The sequence below is a fragment of the Mesorhizobium sp. M0663 genome (genome assembly GCF_040320585.1).
Lineage (GTDB): Bacteria > Pseudomonadota > Alphaproteobacteria > Rhizobiales > Rhizobiaceae > Mesorhizobium.
Genome location: NZ_JAMYPX010000006.1, coordinates 108,614 through 127,195 on the forward strand (window position 1 = coordinate 108,614; position 18,582 = coordinate 127,195).

Annotated in this window: 20 protein-coding genes; 12 read left to right on the forward strand and 8 right to left on the reverse strand. The window is 62.3% G+C overall.

Annotation, left to right across the window (positions count from 1 at the left end):
* Positions 1-109: 109 nt before the first annotated feature.
* Genes NKI54_RS14345 through NKI54_RS14355 form a run of 3 tightly spaced genes read left to right on the forward strand, consistent with a single transcriptional unit; the run spans position 110 to position 2,971 of the window.
* Positions 110-1,216, forward strand: a complete 1,107-nt coding sequence (locus NKI54_RS14345) for a peptidase C39 family protein (RefSeq protein ID WP_352637868.1) — start codon at positions 110-112, stop codon at positions 1,214-1,216.
* On the forward strand, positions 1,213-2,676 hold the full coding sequence (locus tag NKI54_RS14350) for a RimK family ATP-grasp domain-containing protein (RefSeq protein ID WP_352448993.1): 1,464 nt from the start codon (positions 1,213-1,215) through the stop codon (positions 2,674-2,676). Before NKI54_RS14345 ends, NKI54_RS14350 begins: the two co-directional genes overlap by 4 nt.
* 22 nt (positions 2,677-2,698) lie before the next feature.
* Complete coding sequence (locus NKI54_RS14355; protein WP_023719871.1) at positions 2,699-2,971, forward strand: DUF3303 domain-containing protein; 273 nt, start codon at positions 2,699-2,701, stop codon at positions 2,969-2,971.
* 129 nt (positions 2,972-3,100) lie between these two features.
* On the opposite strand, the gene NKI54_RS14360 is transcribed toward NKI54_RS14355, so the two are convergent.
* From NKI54_RS14360 to ygfZ, 3 genes are all read right to left on the reverse strand, one after another.
* Positions 3,101-5,239, reverse strand: a complete 2,139-nt coding sequence (locus tag NKI54_RS14360; RefSeq protein ID WP_352637870.1) for a putative bifunctional diguanylate cyclase/phosphodiesterase — start codon at positions 5,237-5,239, stop codon at positions 3,101-3,103.
* Positions 5,240-5,303: 64 nt separating this feature from the next.
* The gene (locus NKI54_RS14365) at positions 5,304-5,936 is read right to left on the reverse strand and encodes an HD domain-containing protein (RefSeq protein WP_023677753.1); all 633 of its coding nucleotides are present in this window, start codon (positions 5,934-5,936) and stop codon (positions 5,304-5,306) included.
* Positions 5,936-6,796 carry a CAF17-like 4Fe-4S cluster assembly/insertion protein YgfZ gene (gene ygfZ, locus NKI54_RS14370; RefSeq protein ID WP_023677752.1) on the reverse strand — a complete coding sequence of 287 codons (861 nt, stop codon included), beginning with the start codon at positions 6,794-6,796 and terminating at the stop codon, positions 5,936-5,938. The genes NKI54_RS14365 and ygfZ overlap by 1 nt, the downstream gene beginning before the upstream one ends.
* 83 nt (positions 6,797-6,879) lie before the next feature.
* Between ygfZ and NKI54_RS14375 the strand changes: the two genes are divergently transcribed.
* Positions 6,880-8,211, forward strand: coding sequence for a dihydroorotase (locus NKI54_RS14375; protein ID WP_352691789.1), 1,332 nt, complete (start codon positions 6,880-6,882; stop codon positions 8,209-8,211).
* Between the two features lie 34 nt (positions 8,212-8,245).
* On the opposite strand, the gene NKI54_RS14380 is transcribed toward NKI54_RS14375, so the two are convergent.
* The 4 genes from NKI54_RS14380 to NKI54_RS14395 all read right to left on the reverse strand — a co-directional run bounded on the left by NKI54_RS14380 (position 8,246) and on the right by NKI54_RS14395 (position 10,613).
* On the reverse strand, positions 8,246-9,049 hold the full coding sequence (locus tag NKI54_RS14380) for a hypothetical protein (protein ID WP_352637873.1): 804 nt from the start codon (positions 9,047-9,049) through the stop codon (positions 8,246-8,248).
* 80 nt (positions 9,050-9,129) lie between these two features.
* Positions 9,130-9,387: a hypothetical protein gene (locus NKI54_RS14385; RefSeq protein WP_023677749.1), complete on the reverse strand. Its 258-nt coding sequence runs from the start codon at positions 9,385-9,387 to the stop codon at positions 9,130-9,132.
* Between the two features lie 374 nt (positions 9,388-9,761).
* Positions 9,762-10,139, reverse strand: a complete 378-nt coding sequence (locus tag NKI54_RS14390) for a TIGR02301 family protein (protein WP_023677748.1) — start codon at positions 10,137-10,139, stop codon at positions 9,762-9,764.
* A 48-nt stretch (positions 10,140-10,187) separates the two neighbouring features.
* Positions 10,188-10,613, reverse strand: a complete 426-nt coding sequence (locus tag NKI54_RS14395; protein ID WP_352691791.1) for an NUDIX hydrolase — start codon at positions 10,611-10,613, stop codon at positions 10,188-10,190.
* A gap of 123 nt (positions 10,614-10,736) precedes the next feature.
* Here NKI54_RS14395 and NKI54_RS14400 point away from each other — a divergent pair, with 123 nt between their 5' ends.
* Positions 10,737-11,498: an SOS response-associated peptidase gene (locus tag NKI54_RS14400; protein WP_023677746.1), complete on the forward strand. Its 762-nt coding sequence runs from the start codon at positions 10,737-10,739 to the stop codon at positions 11,496-11,498.
* 56 nt (positions 11,499-11,554) lie between these two features.
* On the opposite strand, the gene NKI54_RS14405 is transcribed toward NKI54_RS14400, so the two are convergent.
* Complete coding sequence (locus NKI54_RS14405) at positions 11,555-11,704, reverse strand: hypothetical protein (RefSeq protein WP_023677745.1); 150 nt, start codon at positions 11,702-11,704, stop codon at positions 11,555-11,557.
* A 414-nt stretch (positions 11,705-12,118) separates the two neighbouring features.
* On the opposite strand from NKI54_RS14405, the gene cysS reads away from it, so the two are divergent.
* The 7 genes from cysS (at position 12,119) to rarD (ending at position 18,530) form a co-directional block, all read left to right on the forward strand.
* Positions 12,119-13,588 (forward strand): cysteine--tRNA ligase, encoded by a 1,470-nt coding sequence (gene cysS, locus NKI54_RS14410; RefSeq protein ID WP_352637875.1) that lies wholly within the window; start codon positions 12,119-12,121, stop codon positions 13,586-13,588.
* Entirely contained in the window at positions 13,585-13,971 is a 387-nt protein-coding gene (locus NKI54_RS14415; RefSeq protein WP_023677743.1) for a VOC family protein, read from the forward strand. Before cysS ends, NKI54_RS14415 begins: the two co-directional genes overlap by 4 nt.
* Before the next feature lie 6 nt (positions 13,972-13,977).
* A complete protein-coding gene (locus NKI54_RS14420) occupies positions 13,978-14,469 on the forward strand; it encodes a GFA family protein (RefSeq protein ID WP_023677742.1) in 492 nt (163 codons plus the stop codon).
* Positions 14,466-14,942, forward strand: a complete 477-nt coding sequence (locus NKI54_RS14425) for a GFA family protein (protein ID WP_352448982.1) — start codon at positions 14,466-14,468, stop codon at positions 14,940-14,942. The genes NKI54_RS14420 and NKI54_RS14425 overlap by 4 nt, the downstream gene beginning before the upstream one ends.
* On the forward strand, positions 14,939-15,895 hold the full coding sequence (pip, locus tag NKI54_RS14430) for a prolyl aminopeptidase (protein ID WP_023677740.1): 957 nt from the start codon (positions 14,939-14,941) through the stop codon (positions 15,893-15,895). Before NKI54_RS14425 ends, pip begins: the two co-directional genes overlap by 4 nt.
* Positions 15,892-17,514: a citramalate synthase gene (gene cimA / locus NKI54_RS14435; RefSeq protein WP_198023571.1), complete on the forward strand. Its 1,623-nt coding sequence runs from the start codon at positions 15,892-15,894 to the stop codon at positions 17,512-17,514. Before pip ends, cimA begins: the two co-directional genes overlap by 4 nt.
* Positions 17,515-17,597: 83 nt before the next feature.
* A complete protein-coding gene (rarD, locus tag NKI54_RS14440; protein ID WP_023677738.1) occupies positions 17,598-18,530 on the forward strand; it encodes an EamA family transporter RarD in 933 nt (310 codons plus the stop codon).
* The last annotated feature ends 52 nt before the right edge of the window (positions 18,531-18,582 follow it).

Below are 18,582 nucleotides of genomic sequence, written 5' to 3' on the forward strand. Positions count from 1 at the left end.
CCCTAATCGAGGTGCGATAGCGCTTGCTGAATGCTGGCGCTTCGGCTGGTGTGACCGATGTTTAGACTAGGGCCGTTTCCACAACCCAATCGAGGTTTTCTGAGCCCGCATGCCTGCCGAGATTCGCAAGGCCCGCGCGTCCGACGTCGATGACCTCGCCGCCATCGAAAAAGCTGTTTTCTCGAGCGACCGCATTTCTCGCCGCTCCTTTCGCCAACTGATCGAACGCGACACCGCCGAACTGCTGGTTGGCGAGAACGATGGCCACGTCGCCGGCTATGCGGTCGTGCTGTTTCGCAAGGGCAGCGGCGTCGCACGACTCTATTCGATCGCCGTCGGTCCATTTTTCGGCGGCCGTGGCGTTGGCCGCCTGCTGCTGGAAGAGGCTGAAGCCGCCGCTTTCGAGCATGGCCGCATGATGCTTCGTTTGGAAGTCCGCGAGGACAACCCGCGCGCCATCCAGATCTACGAGCAGAGCGGCTACCGCAAGATCGGTCGTGAACCGGACTACTACGAGGATGGCGCCACGGCGCTGCGCTATGAAAAGACCTTGCGCGGCGACATTCCGGTCGCCACCGAAGTGCCGTTTTATCAGCAGACTTGCGAATTCACCTGCGGACCATGCTGCCTGATGATGGCGATGGCTTACTTCGGCCCCGGCTTCGTGCCGGACCCGGTGATGGAAATCCGGCTGTGGCGTGAGGCGACGACCGTTTTCATGATGTCGGGGCCGGGCGGCTGCGAACCGTTCGGGCTGGCCGTCGCCGGTTATGAGAGCGGGCTTGCTGCTGAGATCTATGTCTCCTTCTACGGCGCGCTGTTCCTGCAGTCGGTGCGCAGCGAGGACAAGCGCCGGGTCATGGAGCTGGCGCAGGTCGACTTTCGCCGCCGCGCGGAACTTTACGGTATCCCGGTGAATTACCGTTCATTCGGGCTTGACGACATTCGCACCGCGATCGCAGAGGGAAAACTGGTGCTGGTCCTGATCAGCGGCTTCCTGATGTTCGGCAAGAAGGTTCCGCACTGGGTATTGGCCATCGGTGACGACGGCGATCATATCCTGATCCACGACCCTTGGGTCGAGGTCGAGCGGCAGGAGACGATCCTCGATGCTGCCAACATTCCCGTGCCTTACGGCATCTTCATGAACATGGCGCAATTCGGCCGCGACGGATTGCGCGCCGCCATCACTCTCGGAAAGCGCGACAGCCAATGACCTGGGTCATCCTTACCGGCCGGCAGAACGATCTCGACCAGGTGGCGACGCCGCACAAGATCATCACCAATCGCGACTACCTTGCCCATCCGGCACTGTTTCGCGGTCAGCGGCCGAAGGTCATCAACCTGTCGAACAATTATGGCTACCAGAGCCGCGGCTATTACGCGTCGCTGCTTGCCGGTTCGCGCGGCCATAAGGTCATCCCGACGGTCGAAACGATGATCGACCTGTCAGAACGCAAGCTCTATGAGCACGCGTTGCCGGAACTCGAACTCGCACTCAACAAGTGCCGCAAGGACCTGGGTGGCGCTTTTCCGCAGAAGGTCTGCATCTTCTTCGGCATCGGACCATCCAGGATCTGGGACCGCTTCGCAAAACTTCTGTTCGACTGGTTCCGTGCCCCGGCTCTCGAGCTCCACATCAGGGACAGCGCCGAATGGGCCTCGATCCGCAAGATTGGCTTCCATCCCCTGGCCAGGATGACCGAGGACGAGGAAACGCACTTTCTCCAGTGCCTGGAGACCTACACCAACCGCGAGTGGCGCGACACCAAGGGCCGCACGCCGGCGCGCTACACTTTCGCAACGCTGGTCGATCCGCATGAGGAACTGCCGCCGTCGGAGATTTCGTCGCTGCGCCACTGGGCCAAGATCGCTGAAAAGATGGGCGTCGAAATCGAGCCGATCACCAAGCGGGATCTGGCCAAGCTCGCCAACTACGACGCGCTGTTCATCCGCGAGACCACTTCGATCTCCAACCACACCTACCGCTTTGCCCGCCGCGCCCAGCAGGAAGGCATGCCGGTCATCGACGATCCGCTGTCGATGATCCGCTGCACCAACAAGGTCTATCTCAACGAGCTGATGACCTACAACAAGGTACCGGTGCCGCCGACGGTGATGATTGCCGGCACCTCGGACCTGGAAGTTGCGGCACAGACGCTGGGCTTCCCGCTGGTGCTGAAGATCCCGGACTCCTCGTTTTCGCGCGGCGTCAAGAAATGCGGCACCTTTGAAGAGTTGAAGACGCTCGCAACCGAATGGCTGGAGGATTCCGACCTCCTGATCGCGCAAAAATTCATTCCGACGGAATATGACTGGCGTGTCGGTGTCCTCGGCGGCCAGCCCTTGTTCGCCGTCCATTATCTGATGGCCAAGAAACATTGGCAGATCGTCAATCATAAGGCCAACGGCAAACCCGACCAGGGCGGCATCAAGACCTTCACCCTGAAGGAAGCACCGGCCCATGTCGTCGAGACGGCGGTGAGCGCGGCGCGCTGCATTGGCGACGGCCTCTACGGCGTCGACCTCAAGGAAACCAGGGACGGCGTCTTCGTCATCGAGGTCAACGACAACCCCAACCTCGACCACGGCTGGGAAGACTCCGGCGAAAAAGACGAGGTCTGGGTGCGGCTGACGCAGTGGTTCCTGGAGCGGCTGGACCGGCCGGGGCGATAATATCCGAACTGAGGGGAAAAAGATGCTGTTCTTCGTAACCGAGGATTTTCGCGGCTGCGACCGCAAGGAGATCTACCGCCGTTTCCGCGACCAGGGCCGCCTGAAGCCGGACGCGCTTCTCGTGCACCACAGCTGGATCGCAGCGGATATGAGCCGCTGCTTCCTGCTGGTGGAGGCCGATGACGTCACGCTCCTGCAGCGGTGGGTCATCGAATGGGCGGATCTGGTCGAATTCGAGATCGTTCCCGTGGCGACGAACAAGGATATGGTGGAGGCATTGAGCGGACATCTCTGACCCGTTGGGAACCTCCTGGTTCGCCACACCTGAATGCCGCCTTCTCCTATCAAGGAATTAACACGCGGATCGAGCGTCATCTCAAGGAGATCTAAGGCGGTTGCCCGCGCTTCCGCGAGACTGTCGCACTTAGCCGGACTGCCGGATCGTCGCGCTCGACTTCAGCAGCCGATTAATGTCCGACGCCTTTGACGGCACCCCGATCAAATAGCCCTGGGCCTCGACACAACCCTCCTTTTGCAGGAATTCAAGCTGCGCTTCGGTCTCGACACCTTCGGCGGTGACGGTGATGCCCAGCTGTGCGCCAAGCCCGATGATGGTGCGCACGATCGCCGCGGTATCGCGACTGTCGATGTCACGGGTGAAAGAGCGATCGATCTTGATCTTGTCGACGGGAAAGCGCCTGAGGTAGCCCAGCGACGAATAGCCGGTGCCGAAATCGTCCAGCGCGATGCGGACGCCCAGATCGCGTAGCTGCCTGAGTGTCTTGAGCACCAGATCGCTCTCGTCCATCAGCACGGTTTCGGTGATTTCCAGTTCAAGCCGGTTGGCCGGCACGCCCGAGAACGCCAGTGCCGAGATAACGCTGCGGGCAAAGGTACCGCTTTTGATCTGCACGGCGGAGACATTGACTGCGATGCGCCAAGCCGCCCAGCCTGCCGCGGTCGTGCAGGCTTTTCGCAGCGCCCATTCTCCAAGCGGCACGATCAGCCCGGTCTCCTCGGCGGCCGGAATGAAGTCGTCCGGCCGTACCAGGCCGCGCACCGGCGAACGCCAGCGCATCAAGGCTTCGGCACCGACGATTTCGCCGGAGGCGATGTTCATGATCGGCTGGAAATCCAGCTCGAATTCCCGGCGCGACAGCGCTGCCCTGAGATCGATTTCGAGCGCCCGGCGTGCCCGCACCATCGCGTCCATGGCTGGTTCGAAGAAGCGGTACAGGTTGCGCCCTTCGCTCTTTGCCCGATAGAGCGCCATATCGGCATTTTTCAGCAAAGTGTCGGCGTCCTTGCCGTCATTCGGAAACAGCGCGATGCCGAGACTGATGCCGACACGCATGTCGTGTCTTTTGTCGCGAAACGGCTTTCCGATGATCTCGACGATGCGTTTGGCCAGCTTTTCCGCGTCGCCCGGGCTTTTGAGATTGAACTGGATGATGACGAATTCGTCGCCGCCGAAGCGGGAGACAACGTCCGTTTCATTGCGCAGGCACCGTTGCAGCCGTTCGGCCACGCATTTCAGCAGCCAGTCGCCGGAAGGATGGCCCCAAGTGTCGTTGACCGCCTTGAAGTGATCGAGGTCGAGCGAGAATATCGCCAGCGATCCGTCTCTCGTCTCACTCAGGGCTTGGTCGAGCCGTTCGCGAAGCATCGAGCGATTGGGCAGGTTGGTCAGTGTGTCGTGGTGCGCAAGATGGGTCATGCGCTCTTCCACGCGCCTGCGCTCGGTGACGTCGTCGAACGTCGCGACCCAGCCGCCGCCGCTCATCGGCCGGCGCGCAACCAGCAGCGTTCTGCCGTCAGCGAGATGGCGATGCGTTACGTGTGTTTTCCCCGCCCGCAGGCAGGCTTCGATTTGCGAGATTTCGTTGTCGGGGTCGAGCTTTGTATAAATGCCCAGTTCCAGCAGCCGCTTGAACGCATCATGGTGACTCATGCCAAGCGGGAAGTCGGCCGGCCTGACATGATAAAGTTCCAGGAAACGTTCGTTGCGCACGATCAGCTTGCCATCCGCATCGTACATCAAAAGGCCTTGCGACATGTTGGCAAGTGCCGCGTCGAAACGGCGGTGCTGCTCCTTCAACTCCTGCTCGGCGCGCCGTTGCTCGGTGATGTCCTCGTAGATCGATACCCAACCGCCTGACGCCAGCGGCCGGTGCGAAATGTTGACGATACGCCCGTCTGCAAGCGTTTCCTCATAGGTGGAAGGTTTTGCCTGGTCGATATAGGGCTTGCGGATGGCATAGAGTTGCTCAGCGCTTTGCGAGGCGATGCCGATATCCACGCTGTGCTGGAGGATGTCGAAAAACCGGATGCCGGGCCGCACCACTTCGGCGTCGAGGCGAAAGATGCTGATGTAGTTCCTGTTGCAGATGATCATCCGTTCATCGGCATCGAACATGCACAGGCCATGCGACATGTTCTCGACCGCTGCCGAAAAACGCTCGTTCTGTTCGCGCAGCTCGTCTTCAATAGGTTGCGGCTGACCAACGCCTTTGGCCCTCCGTCGGCGGACGGACGAACCAGCCTTGATACCGGCAACGGGCATGAGGCAAGCCTATGGACCATGGTTAACCATGGCACTGTTGTCCCTGCCGGTTAATTTACCGTTTTCAGCCGGCTGGAACGGCAGTCTGGCGTCGAGACTTTTCGATCGCCGCAAAGCGTTTGAGAAAGGCATTCTGCGCCCAAGTCACCGAGCGCGGCGTGACGTCGAAGCGCTCGGCATTGAAGCCGCGCGGCCTGCCGAAGAACTCCGTCGCCTCTGCCGTCGAAAAACCCGCAAGCAGCGTTGCTTCGAAATAAGCGGCGATCTGATCCGCTCGCTTGATCTCCTTGCGCAGTCCCGCGTCGAGTTCGGCCGGCAGTGAAAAGCGCAGATGGATGGCGCGCTGCAGCCTGATCTCGCAATCCCTGTAGCTGCCGCCCATCACGGATTTGAACGGCGAGATCATGTCGCCGATGACATATTCCGGCGCGTCGTGCAGCAGCGCCGCCAACCGCGCGTCGGCGTCGGCATCCGGCATCAGCTCGCCGACAAGCGTTTCGACCAGCAGCGAATGCTGGGCGACCGAAAAGGCGTGATCGCCTCTGGTCTGGCCGTTCCAGCGTGCGACGCGGGCAAGGCCATGGGCAATATCGGAGATCTCGATGTCGAGCGGCGAGGGATCGAGCAGATCGAGCCGTCGGCCGGACAGCATGCGCTGCCAGGCGCGCGGCGGCGCCCCGGCGCGATCTGCAGCCATCAGGCGTCCTCCGCGCCGATGGCTTCCTGCGGAAAGCTGAATTTCGCCCAGGACGGGATAGCGAGCGACACGGCGACATCCTCCGCCAGGACCGGCAGGCCGGCGTCGAGCGCTGCCTTGACCCGGTCGATGCGGGCAATGGCAAGGCCTGTCCTGGCCGCGGTCGAGCCAAGCGTGCCGACCGGTCGCCCCTCCACGGTCAACTCTGCGCGCGAAGTGGGCAGGGTGCGTTCGGCCGAGACAATCAACACCCGACGCCTGGCAGTGCCGCGATGCTGCATGCGCGAGACGACCTCCTGGCCGACGTAGCAGCCTTTCTTGAAGCCGACACCGCCGATCTCGTCGAGCAGCACGTCATGCGGAAAAGCGTCGCCGAGTTGGTAGTCCGCACCGCTTTCGGCAATGCCATGGGCGATGCGAAAGGCTTGCCATGCGGCAAGGTCGCCGCCATCTGCGGTGTCATCATAGAAGCGCTTGACGGCAGTATCGACAAACCGCGCATCAGCAAACGGTGCTGATTCAAATTGCGAAATGGTTGAATCGCTTCCCCATGCGACGGCCACAACCGGCTGATCCAGCTTGGCAATTTCGACTTTGGCGCGCAATTTGTAGAGCGTCAGCCGTCGCATGAAATCATCGGCGGTCTCGGTACGGCATTCAAGTCGGAAAGCATTTTCGCCGGCGCGCGAGATCAGGAAGTCGAAAAGGATCTTGCCTTGCGGCGTTAGCAGCGCACCGGGCTTTGCTTCGCTGCTGCCGAGCACGTCGAGGTCGGTGGTCAGGATGTTCTGTAAAAAGTGCTCGGCATCCGGCCCGGACACGGAAACGAGTGCGCGATCTCTGAGCGAGGCAAAGGGCATGGTGGGAAAACGAGCCTGATCTTGCAAAACTATTGGTCATTACGTAAGCCGCTGGCACTTCCCCCGCAAGAGACCGGATCCGTATGGCCCCCATCTACGATCTCATCCTGACAGGCGGCACCGTGGTCAATCACGACGGCCAGGGTTTTCGCGACGTCGGCATCAATGGTGGGCGCATCGCTGCCATCAGCGACCTCCGCGAGGCGTCGGCCGGTGAGACGATCGACTGCCGTGGGCTGCACATCCTGCCGGGCGTCGTCGACAGCCAGGTGCATTTCCGCGAGCCGGGCCTGGAGCACAAGGAAGATCTGGAGACGGGCTCGCGGGCAGCGGTGCTCGGCGGCGTCACCGCCGTCTTCGAGATGCCGAACACCAATCCGCTGACCACCAGTGAGGCAACCCTTGCCGACAAGGTGCGGCGTGCCACCGGCCGCATGCATTGCGACTTTGCCTTCTGGGTCGGCGGGACCCGCGACAATGCAAAAGACGCTGGCGATCTCGAGCGGCTGCCAGGTGCGGCCGGCATAAAAGTTTTCATGGGCTCGTCCACCGGCGACCTGCTGGTCGAGGACGACGAAGGCGTTGCCGCGATCCTGAGGAACACACGCCGCCGCGCCGCCTTTCACTCCGAGGACGAGTTCCGGCTGCGCGAGCGGCTTGGCGAGCGCATCGCGGGCGATCCGTCCTCACATCCGGTGTGGCGCGACGAGATCGCTGCGTTGCGCTGCACCGAGCGCCTTGTGCGAATCGCGCGCCAGGTCCGCGCCCGGATCCATGTGCTGCACATCTCGACCGCCGAGGAGATAGGCTTCCTCGAACAGCACAAGGATGTCGCGACCTGCGAGGCGACGCCGCATCATCTGACGCTGAGCGCCGATGATTATGCGCAGTTGGGCACCCTGATCCAGATGAACCCGCCGGTGCGCGCCACGCGCCATCGCGACGGGGTCTGGTACGGCGTTGCGCAAGGCATCGTTGATGTGCTCGGCTCCGACCATGCGCCGCACACGCTGGCCGAGAAGGCAAAGCCTTATCCGGCGTCGCCGTCCGGCATGACCGGGGTGCAGACTTTGGTGCCGATCATGTTGGATCATGTCAACGCCGGCCGGCTGACGTTGCAGCGCTTTGTCGACCTGACCAGCCACGGCCCGCAGCGTATTTTCGGCATCGCCAGGAAAGGCCGTATTGCCGCCGGCTACGATGCCGATCTGACCATCGTCGATCTGAAGCGCCGCGAGACCATCGCCAACGCCCAGCAAGGCTCCAAGGTCGGCTGGACGCCTTATGACGGCAGGCAGGTGACCGGCTGGCCGGTCGGCACCATCGTTCGCGGCCGGCGCGTGATGTGGGAAGGCGAGATCGTCGCGCACGGCCAGGGTAGGGCGGTGGAGTTTTCCGAGGCGTTGGCGGGCTAAGCTCCCTGCCTCCATAGGGGCCAGGCTAAATCACTCAATCCCCAGCGACGAAGAACGTCCATTGTCCGGTCGGCGTGATGCCGACTCGGTAGAAGATGTACGCACCGAACTGCTTCATATCGTCATAGTCGCTGGCGGTGACGATCTTGAACAGCTCGACCCGCTGCCTGGCATCGAGCTTGTCCAGTGGCAGGGCGAAGAAATAGGGCCAGACATAGAGATCCTGCGGCGTGCCGGCATCGACATGGACAAAACCGGCATTGAGCACCTCTTCCAGGATGGCGAGGATCTCCTGGCCTTCCGTGTCGCCGGAAAGGCCTTTCAGGAAGGCGATCGGGTCGCCCTCCATGTCGCCCAGCGACAATTGGGTCATCATGTCTCCCGTGCCGATCAGCGGCCGAAGCTTTTCGATGTCGCCGCTTTTGCACGCCTCGACGATCAGATCGTGCATGCGCCTGACCGGTTCCGGCAACTTGGCGAGGTCGTAGACGACTTCGGGCACAGGCGCGTCGGGATCGACATGCGGATTGGCCACGCCGCCATCATTGGCCGGCCCTTTCGGTTCGGTTTGTTCCGGCTCGTCGGATGGCGTCGGCTGGCTGGCCGGTGGTGGCGTCGTGCCGAGCGGGCCGGGCATCGGCACGGTACTTCCAGGCGGCGACATGTCACCGTCGGGCGGCGGCGTGACCGGCGAAGGCAGGTCTTCGCGCTTGATCTCGCTGAGGGCGTGAGCGGGACTGCTCGCAAGAAACAGTGCAAGGGGAATCGTGGCGCAGGAAACAGTAAGCCAAATGCTGAGGACCAGGCCGCGCGGCTTGCCTGATATCGAAAAATTCACCGCCTGCTACTCCCTGGTTCCAGCCCATCCATGTGCCCGGACATGATGTCCGGCGGCGCGCCGTCGTCAAAGAACCGGGGTCAGTGCCGCAGTCTTTCGGGCTCGAAGGCCCCGGCAATCACCTTTTCACGCATGCGATCGAGCAGGGCAAGCGCCGAGGTCTCGCCATTGGTGCGCAGCATTTCGCCGAATGCCGTTTCGAGGGCTGCCTCGGCGATGATTTCCGGCTCGATCCCGGCCGACAATCCTTCTGCCCAGGCTTCGCTGTGGCTTTCCACGGCGGTCAGGCGCTTTTCTTCCCTGACCAGCGCGTCGATGTCGTTGACGCCATGTTCCATTGCGATTTCCACCCTTTCAAGCGGTGATCCGTTGGACAGGGATCAAGCTTGAGTTGTCCCTTTTACACGCAGGCGCAGTAAGTATTTGTAAATACGACATTTTTTTGGTCGTCTTCTACAAATTCCGTCGCGTCCAGCAAACCTGCGTCCGATCCGATTCAAACTTAGCCGATTAGGCCGGCCAAGGGGACGGAAACCTTCAGTTTGAGTTAATTTCACATTCGCGCGCTAACGTTTCGTTAACATAGTTGCAAAAGTGCAACATCAGGTTTGCACCAAGACCTCACCCGAGGCAAGCGGAGAAGTGTCGAACGCGTCCGCCGCCCACAGCGCCGGCGGTTGATGCCGGTTTGCCGGAACGGCAGCTGCCGTCGTCAGTTTCCGTAGCGCGAAGCGATGTCGCGAGACAGCGTCTCGCCTTCCTTCATGTAGCGGCTGATGGCTTCCGTCGCCGAGGCGGTGCATTGCGTATAAGTACCGCCGAACGACCGGTAGCCGCGGTTGAAGCTGGCGATGAAGCGGGCGCGCCGCTCCGGGTTCGGATTTTCCGATGCGATCAGTTTTTCCATCTCGGCTCGCCACCGATCGCCCTTCTCGCCACACAGATTACGCAGGAAATGCAGCGAGCCGAGCACTTCCGCCAGCCGCATCAGCCCGGGCTCGAACGGTGCTTCGGCGGCAATCGCCGGGCGCGCACCGACAACCACACTGACGGCGAGGCATGCGGCGAGAAACGAAGACGTGCGGCTCATGAGTCCTTGTGCTGAAACAATTTGTCGCCTGCAAGGCGATTCTCTGGCTCAGGTCCCGCCGTCTTTGTTGGGACCGAGTAGATCGTCCGCAATTTCAAACATCGCATCGGCGAGCGGCATCGCTGTCATTTCGGCCAGCGTATAGAAAGCCGCGGTCTCGGCGTCGTCGCTGGCCACCGCCTCGCCGCCAGCATAATCGGCCCCAAACACCGTCAGCCAGTAGTCGACCGGATGCCCGTCGCCGCTGCCGTCGATGTGGATTTCCCGCAGCGGCCGATAGCTGCGCGCCTGCAATCCGGTCTCTTCCAGCAATTCGCGCCGTGCTGCCTGTTCCAGCGTCTCGCCGGCTTCGACCTTGCCGCCGGGAAAGGCATGGAGGCCTTGCGAGGGCGGCCTGGCCCGCTTGACCAGCAGCACCGTGTTCTCGCGCACGACGCAGACCGAGACTGCCGGAATGATCTTGCGTGCTTCCATGGGCTTCGGATCGCTCGATTGGCATAGCCCGTTGTGGACCGGCCGTCGGCGAACAGCTTTAGCGGTTGCGAAAGGCGGGTTCCATGGCCACTTTCACATGCCACCAATTCGAGAGCTGAATTCATGTGCGGACGCTTTGCCTTGACCGCCACTCCGGACCAGACCGCCGCCTTTCTCAGCCTGGCGGAACTTGAGGAGTTTCCGGCCCGCTACAACATCGCGCCGACGCAGCCGGTGCTGATGGCGCTCGCCGGATTGCCGCAGGCGCCGGGCTCGAACCTGCCCGACCGCCGCTCGATGCTGGTGCGCTGGGGCCTGATCCCGGCCTGGGTCAAGGATACGCGTAACTTCCCGCTGCTGTTCAACGCGCGTTCTGAGGGGGCTTCGGAAAAGGCGTCGTTTCGCGCTGCCATGCGCCATCGCCGCGCCCTGGTACCGGCTTCGGGATTCTACGAATGGCACCAAACCGGTGGCAGAAGAGGGCAGCCCTATTGGGTGCGGCCAAGGCGTGGCGGGCTTGTCGCCTTCGCCGGGCTGATTGAGACCTATGCCGAGCCGGGCGGCTCGGAAATGGACACCGGCGCCATTCTGACCGCCCACGCCAATGCCGATACTGCCCATATCCACGACCGCATCCCGGTGGTGATCCATCCCGAAGATTTCGCGCGCTGGCTGGATTGCAGCACGCTCGAGCCGCGCGATGTGGCCCATCTGCTGAGACCCGCCCAGCCCGATTTCTTCGAAGCGATCCCGGTTTCCGACCTCGTCAACAAGGTCGCCAATACCGGGCCGGAGATTCAGGAGAAGGGCGTCGTCGAGCCTGAGCCTAAGAAGGTCAGGCGCCAGAAGTCCGGCGCGAACGACAGTCAGATGAATTTATTTTAGCAAAAGCTACTATTGCTGGGTGCGCCGTGAGCGCCTCAACCTTCCCGACGGCATTCTCAGGCAGCGCGCGGCGAAACGATCTTCTGCGCCGGCTTCTTCTTCTTCGCGGTGTGCAGAAGAGCTGCGACGATTGCTGCCGGGCCGATCGCCCGGTAGTGGCTGGCGAGCGCCGGTTGCTTGGCGCGGTTGGATTCTTGCTTAGGCATTGTTCTCTTCCCTGGTAACGTCTTCGTGTCTGCGTTTGCTGGCCGAATCCGACCAAATCGTGACGCTTGCTGATCTAGCCGGCGAATGTTTCATCACAGTGCCGACCTGTTTAATAAAATGTTTCAGTGGCTCAATTCCTGTGAGCCAACGATATTTTTGGCGAAGGTAGCGACTTGACGGCAACACCGGGCAAGGCGATAAAGCCGGCCATGAAAACGTCTTTCGCCATTTGTGGCATTTGCATTATCGGCTAGCCTCGCGCTGGTCCTGGACGTTTTCGCCTCATCTCCTCCCAGATTGGACAAACGCCCCGGCCAGCAGGCTGGACCCCGATTTGCGCCTCGGCGTAACCGACTCCATCCAGAGCACGATCCCAAAAGATCATGCCAAAGTAACGCACCGGGAACGCACGTATGTCTGACGCATCGAAGAGCCTGCGCCTCTACAATACGCTAACGCGGAGCAAGGACGATTTCTTCCCGATCGATCCGCGCAACGTGCGCATGTATGTCTGCGGCCCGACGGTCTACGACTTCGCCCATATCGGCAATGCGCGGCCGGTGATCGTCTTCGACGTGCTGTTCCGTTTGCTGCGCCATCTCTACGGGCAAGCGCACGTCACTTACGTGCGCAACATTACGGACGTCGACGACAAGATCAACGCCCGCGCACTGCGCGATTTCGGCGGCGAGATTGCCTCTGGCAAGCTGTCGCTGAACGAAGCGATCAGGCGGGTCACCGAAAAGACCGCCGGTCAGTTCCACAAGGACGTTGCGGCGCTCGGTTGCCTGGAACCGACGGTCGAGCCGCGCGCCACCGAGTTCGTCGAGCCCAGGCCCGACGGCAAGGTCGACATGATCTTCTTGATTCAACGCTTGATCGAACGCGGCCATGCCTATGTCGCGGCTGGAGAAGTCTTGTTCGACACCGCTTCCATGCCGGATTATGGGCAGTTGTCGAAGCGCAATCTCGATGAGCAGCAGGCCGGCGCCCGCGTCGCCGTCGATGAGCACAAGAAGAACCCGCAGGATTTCGTGCTGTGGAAATTGTCTTCGCCCGAGGAGCCGGGCTGGGACAGCCCGTGGGGCAGGGGTCGGCCGGGCTGGCACATCGAGTGCTCGGCGATGTCGGCCGCCTATCTCGGCGAGGTGTTCGATATCCATGGCGGTGGTCTCGACCTGATCTTTCCGCACCACGAGAACGAGATCGCGCAATCGCGTTGCGCCCACGGCACCGAAACGATGGCCAAGATTTGGATGCACAACGGTTTCCTGCAGGTCGAGGGCCAGAAGATGTCCAAGAGCCTGGGCAATTTCTATTCGATCACCGAATTGCTGGAGACGGATACCTTTGGCGGCCGCAAATGGCCGGGCGAGGTGCTCAGGCTGGCGATGCTGATGACGCACTATCGCGAGCCGATCGACTTTTCCGTGCGCAAGCTGGAAGAGGCGGAGAATACGCTGCGCAAATGGAAGCGGGCGGCCGATCTGGCGCCGCCGACGGCAAAGCCGGTGCCGGCGGATGTGATCGAAGCGCTGTCGGATGACCTTGCCACCTATGCCGCATTCCAGTTGCTGACGCAGTTGGCTGGTGATGCTGTTGATTTCAACGCAGGTAGCGGCAACGCAGCCGCCGAAGACAACGATGCTGCCGCTTCACTGAAGGCATCGCTTCTGTTCCTCGGCTTCGACATCGCAACAGCCAAGGTGGATGAAGACGCCATTGCCAAGGCGATCGCCAAACGCCTCGCGCTGATCGCCGCCAAGAACTGGGCCGAGGCCGACCGCATCCGCGACGAGTTGCTGACGCAAGGCATCCAGTTGAAGGACGGCAAGGACCCCGTCACCGGCGAACGCATCACCACCTGGGAGGTAAAAAGATGATCGATCATCTCGGCATCACCGTTTCGGATTTCGACGCGTCGAAGGCTTTTTACGACAGGGCGATAGCGCCGCTCGGCGCCTCGCTGCTTTACATGGTGCCGCAGGAATATACCGGCGGCGCCAAGGTCGGCGGCTACGGCCGCGACCGGCCGGTGTTTTGGCTGCATGCCGGCAAGGACAAGCCGAAGGATCATCAGCATGTCGCCTTCACCGCTCGCAGCCGCGCCGAGGTCGATGCCTTTCACGCCGCGGCGATTGCCGCCGGCGGCAAGGACAATGGCGGGCCGGGCCTGCGCCCGCACTACCATCCGAACTATTATGGCGCCTTTGTTTTCGATCCCGACGGCAACAATGTCGAGGCGGTTTGCCATGCCCCGGAGTAGTGCGCGATGAGCCTCGACAACAGACCGGTCTATACAGGCGGCTGCCAGTGCGGCGCGGTGCGCTTCCGCGTCGAAGGAGCTCTCGGTGATGCTTCCGTATGCCATTGCCGCATGTGCCAGAAGGCGAGCGGCAATTTCTACCTGCCGCTGGTCTCGGTGCGCGGCGCAAGGCTGGACTGGACGCGCGGTGAGCCCAAACGCTTCCGCTCGTCCAACGCGGCTTTGCGCGGTTTCTGCGCCGAATGCGGCACGCCGCTGACCTTCGAAGCGCCCGACGGGGTGGCCCTCGCCATCGCCACATTCGACCACCCCGAGGAGATCGCCCCGACCATCCAATGGGGTGTCGAAGCCAAGCTCCCGTACGTGGATCACGTCCACGAATTGCCAGGTGAGGAAACGATGGCCGACGTCTCGTCGGCCTCCTATCTCGCCGATCTCGTCTCCTACCAACATCCCGACCACGACACCGAACAATGGCCGCCGGAGGAAAAATCATGACCGAAACCGTTCGTACCGGCGGCTGCCAGTGCGGCGCCGTGCGCTTCCGCATCCACGGGGCGCTCGGCCGTCCGTCCATTTGTCATTGCCGCATGTGCCAGAAACAGTTCGGGTCGTTTTTCGGCGCGCTGGTGACAGTGCCGAGCGACGGCGTCGAATGGGTGCGCGAGGAGCCGAGTTACTTTCAGTCGTCGGTCAACATCGATCGCGGCTTCTGCGCCCGCTGCGGCACACCGCTGACCTACCGCCAGCCCGGCGCGCTGGAGATCGCCATCGGCGCCTTCGACGACCGTTCCGATCTGGCGCCGCAGATCCAGGTTAACTACGCCGCCAGGCTGCCTTGGGTCGAGACGATCTTCGACGCGCCGATCCATGACGACCCGGATTTCTACGCGCGACAGGAATCCATCATCTCCTTCCAGCATCCCGATCACGAGACGGCCAACTGGCCGCAGCAGGGCCTGAAATTATGAGCAGCGAATTCCGTACCCTCTATCCCGAGATCGAGGCTTTCGAGTCCGGCATGCTCGACGTTGGCGATGGCCATCAGGTCTATTGGGAGCGCTCCGGCACCAGAGGGGCCAAGCCGGCTGTCTTCCTGCATGGCGGGCCGGGCGGCACCATTTCGCCAAAGCACCGGCGGCTGTTCGATCCGAAGCTGTACGATGTCATCCTGTTCGACCAGCGCGGCTGCGGAAAATCGACGCCCAATGCCTCGCTTGAAGCCAACACCACCTGGCACCTGGTCGCCGACATCGAGCGCCTGCGAAAAATGTGCGGCTTCGACAAATGGCTGGTGTTCGGCGGTTCGTGGGGTTCGACGCTGGCGCTGGCCTATGCCGAGACCCACCCCGAGCGGGTCAGCGAACTGGTCGTGCGCGGCATCTACACGCTGACCCGCGCCGAACTCGAATGGTACTACCAGTTCGGCGTGTCGGAGATGTTCCCCGACAAGTGGGAGCGGTTTCTGGCGCCGATCCCGGAGGCCGAGCGCGGCGACATGATGGCCGCCTACCGCAAACGGCTGGTCGGCAGCGATCCTGTGGCGCAGGTCGAGGCCGCCCGCGCCTGGAGCCTGTGGGAGGGCGAGACGATCACGCTGCTGCCGGAACCGGAAACCAGCGGTCCCTTCGGCCAGGATGATTATGCCCTGGCTTTCGCCCGCATCGAGAACCACTATTTCGTCCATGCCGGCTGGCTGGAAGAGGGACAGCTGCTGCGCGATGCATGGAAGCTTAAGGATATCCCGGGTACCATCGTTCACGGCCGCTACGACATGCCGTGCCCGGCGCGCTACGCCTGGGCGCTGCACAAGGCGTGGCCGCAAGCGGATTTCCATCTGATCGAAGGCGCCGGCCACGCCTATTCGGAGCCGGGCATCCTCGACAGGCTGATCCGCGCAACGGACATGTTTGCCGGGAAATGACCATGGCTCGCGAGCGCCTTTATCTGTTCGACACCACGCTGCGCGATGGTCAGCAGACGCCGGGTGTCGACTTCTCCGTCGAGGACAAGATCGCCATCGCCAAGCTGCTCGACGAGTTCGGCATCGACTACGTCGAGGGCGGCTACCCCGGCGCCAATCCAACCGACACCGCCTTCTTTGCCGAGCGCCGCACGGCCGATGCCAAGTTCGTTGCCTTTGGCATGACCAAACGGGCAGGAGTGTCGATCTCGAACGATCCTGGGCTTGGCGCGCTGGTCCAGTCGAAGTCGGACGCCATCTGCTTCGTCGCCAAGAGTTGGGACTACCATGTCCGCGTCGCGCTCGGCTGCACCAATGAGGAGAACCTCGAGGCGATCAAGGCCTCGGTCGAGGCGGCGCTCACTGCCGGCAAGGAGGCGATGGTCGACTGCGAGCATTTCTTCGACGGCTTCAAGGCCAATCCAGATTATGCGCTGGCCTGCGCCAGGACGGCCTACGATGCCGGCGCGCGCTGGGTGGTGCTGTGCGACACCAATGGCGGCACGCAGCCCTCCGAGGTGCGCGCCATCGTCGAAAAGGTGATCGCCGCCGGCATACCGGGCGATCATCTCGGCATCCACGCCCATGACGACACCGGCCAGGCGGTGGCGAATTCGCTTGCCGCCGTGGAGGCCGGCGTGCGCCAGATCCAGGGCACGCTGAACGGCATCGGCGAGCGCTGCGGCAACGCCAACCTGATCTCGATCGTGCCGACATTGGCGTTGAAGCCGGCCTTTTCGGGCCGCTTTGCTACAGGCATTTCGGCAGAAGCGTTGACCGGTATATCGCGCCTGTCCCGCGCCTTCGACGAGTTGCTGAACCGCGCGCCCGAAGCGCAAGCGCCCTATGTCGGCGCCTCCGCTTTCGCCACCAAGGCCGGCATCCATGCCTCGGCGCTGGCCAAGGAGCCGGCGACCTACGAGCATGTGCCGCCAGAGACTGTCGGCAACCGCCGCCGCGTCATGGTTTCGGACCAAGGTGGCAAGGCCAATTTCCTCGCCGAGCTGAAGCGGCGCGGCATCGACATGCCCCGGGATGACCATCGCCTCGATGCGCTGATCGCTGTAGTCAAGGAACGTGAGGCGGAGGGCTACGCGTACGAAGGCGCCGACGCCAGCTTCGAGCTTCTGGCGCGCAAGATGCTGCATGGCCTGCCGGAATTCTTCCGCGTCACCTCGTTCCGCTGCATGGTCGAGCGCCGCTTCGACGCCAACGGCCAGCTGAAGACGGTCTCGGAGGCGATCGTGAAAGTGCTGGTCGAGGGCGAGGAGAAGATGTCGGTCGCCGAAGGCCATGGCCCGGTCAACGCGCTCGACATTGCGCTGCGCAAGGATCTCGGCAAATTCCAGAGCGAGATCGCCGACCTCGAGCTGGCCGACTTCAAGGTGCGTATCCTCAATGGCGGCACCGAGGCGATCACCCGCGTGCTGATCGAATCGCATGACGGCACCGGTGCGCGCTGGTGGACGGTCGGTGTCTCCGAAAACATCATCGACGCTTCCTTCCAGGCGTTGATGGATTCGATCGTCTACAAGCTGATGAAGAACCGCGACATGGCGGGATTGGCGGCGGCGGAGTAGCGTTGAACCATCAGCAAGACTCCATTGATCCATCAGCAATTTGCGATGGTTTTGGGCAAGCCGCTGGCGCATAGCCTTGGGCCATGACTACCCAAGCACTTCACATCGAGGCCGACACCAAAGCTCGTCGCGGCTTCCTGCTGGCGCTCGGCGCCTACCTGCTTTGGGGGCTGCTGCCCTTCTACATGAAGGCTGTCGCGCATCTGCCGCTGGCCGAAGTCATCGCCCACCGCATCGTCTGGTCGGTGCCGATCGCGGCCGCTGTCCTGGTCTGGGCTGGTCGCACTGCCGATTTCAAAGCGGCAGTTCGTTCGCCGCGCATCATTTCGATGGCGGTGCTGACGGCGGCGCTGATCTCGGTCAACTGGGGCATCTATGTCTGGGCGATCGCGGTCGACCGCACCATCGAGACCGCGCTCGGCTACTACATCAACCCGCTGGTCAGCGTCGTTGTCGGCGCGCTGCTCCTCGGCGAGCGGCTCGACCGCCTGCAGATCGCGGCGGTGGTGCTGGCGGCAATCGCGGTCGCGGTGCTGACCATCGACGCCGGCAAACTGCCCTGGGTGTCGCTGGTGCTAGCCTTTTCCTTTGCCGCCTATGGCTTCTTCCGCAAGACGCTGCCAATCGGCCCGAGCCAGGGCTTCCTGCTTGAAGTGCTGCTGCTGTCGGTGCCGGCACTCGGCTACATCATCTTCCTGATCGCCACAGGACAGGATCATTTCGTCTCCAGCTCGCTGAACGACACCGCCTTGCTGATCGGCTGCGGTCCGGTCACCGCCGTGCCGCTGCTGTTGTTTGCGTTCGGAGCCAGGCTGCTGCGCCTCTCCACCATCGGCATCATGCAATATATCGCGCCGACGATCGTCTTTTTGATCGCGGTGCTGATTTTCGGCGAACCCTTCGGCAGTGTTCAGGCCATAGCCTTCGGGCTGATCTGGGCGGCACTGGCGATGTACTCCTGGTCGATGTTTTCTTCGGCGCGCAAGACCGTTTCCGCATCAGCTCGAGCCGCGTAACGAAGAAAGGCGGCTGGCCGGTCTTAATGCCGGCAGCCGCGTCTTTCACGAG